1 pseudogene is annotated in these 455 nt (G+C 42.9%); it reads right to left on the bottom strand.

The annotated features are described in order from the left end of the window. Nucleotides 1–455: pseudogene (locus L696_RS30880) on the bottom strand (transcriptional regulator); the annotation flags it as partial.

Below are 455 nucleotides of genomic sequence, written 5' to 3'. Positions count from 1 at the left end.
TAGCTGCCTTGAGATTTTGGCGTTGATCGTCTCCAATTTGAATTGTGAATATACGATAATGACAGATTGCCAAGCGATCAGAATGTTGGTACTTCTCACCCTCAGCGATGTTCTCGTATAGGTAAGCCGCTGCTTCATTATAACCTTCTTCATAACAATCCTCGGCTAATTCAAAGAGATAATGGAGATAACTCGGTTTATCCAGCAGAACACTCACTACTTTTTGCAAACAGTCTACGCGCCGAAACTGCACACAGCGGTACAAGAACGGGCTAATTCTTTTCCAGTTCAGCGGTGCATCTATCACACTTTCTTCAATATATCTTTCATAGAAATGGTCAGTGGGTAAATTCATTCCTAACGTAATGCGATCCAATTGGTGCACCGAAATGGTACGATTACCCGTTATAATACCGCTCACCGTACCCGGATTCATGCCAGCAATGTGTCCAAAC

The sequence above is a fragment of the Paenibacillus maysiensis genome, from assembly GCF_000520815.1.
GTDB classification, from domain to species: domain Bacteria; phylum Bacillota; class Bacilli; order Paenibacillales; family Paenibacillaceae; genus Paenibacillus; species Paenibacillus maysiensis.
Note: the sequence above shows the minus strand (reverse complement) of the source record. Positions and strands in the feature narration are given on the sequence as shown.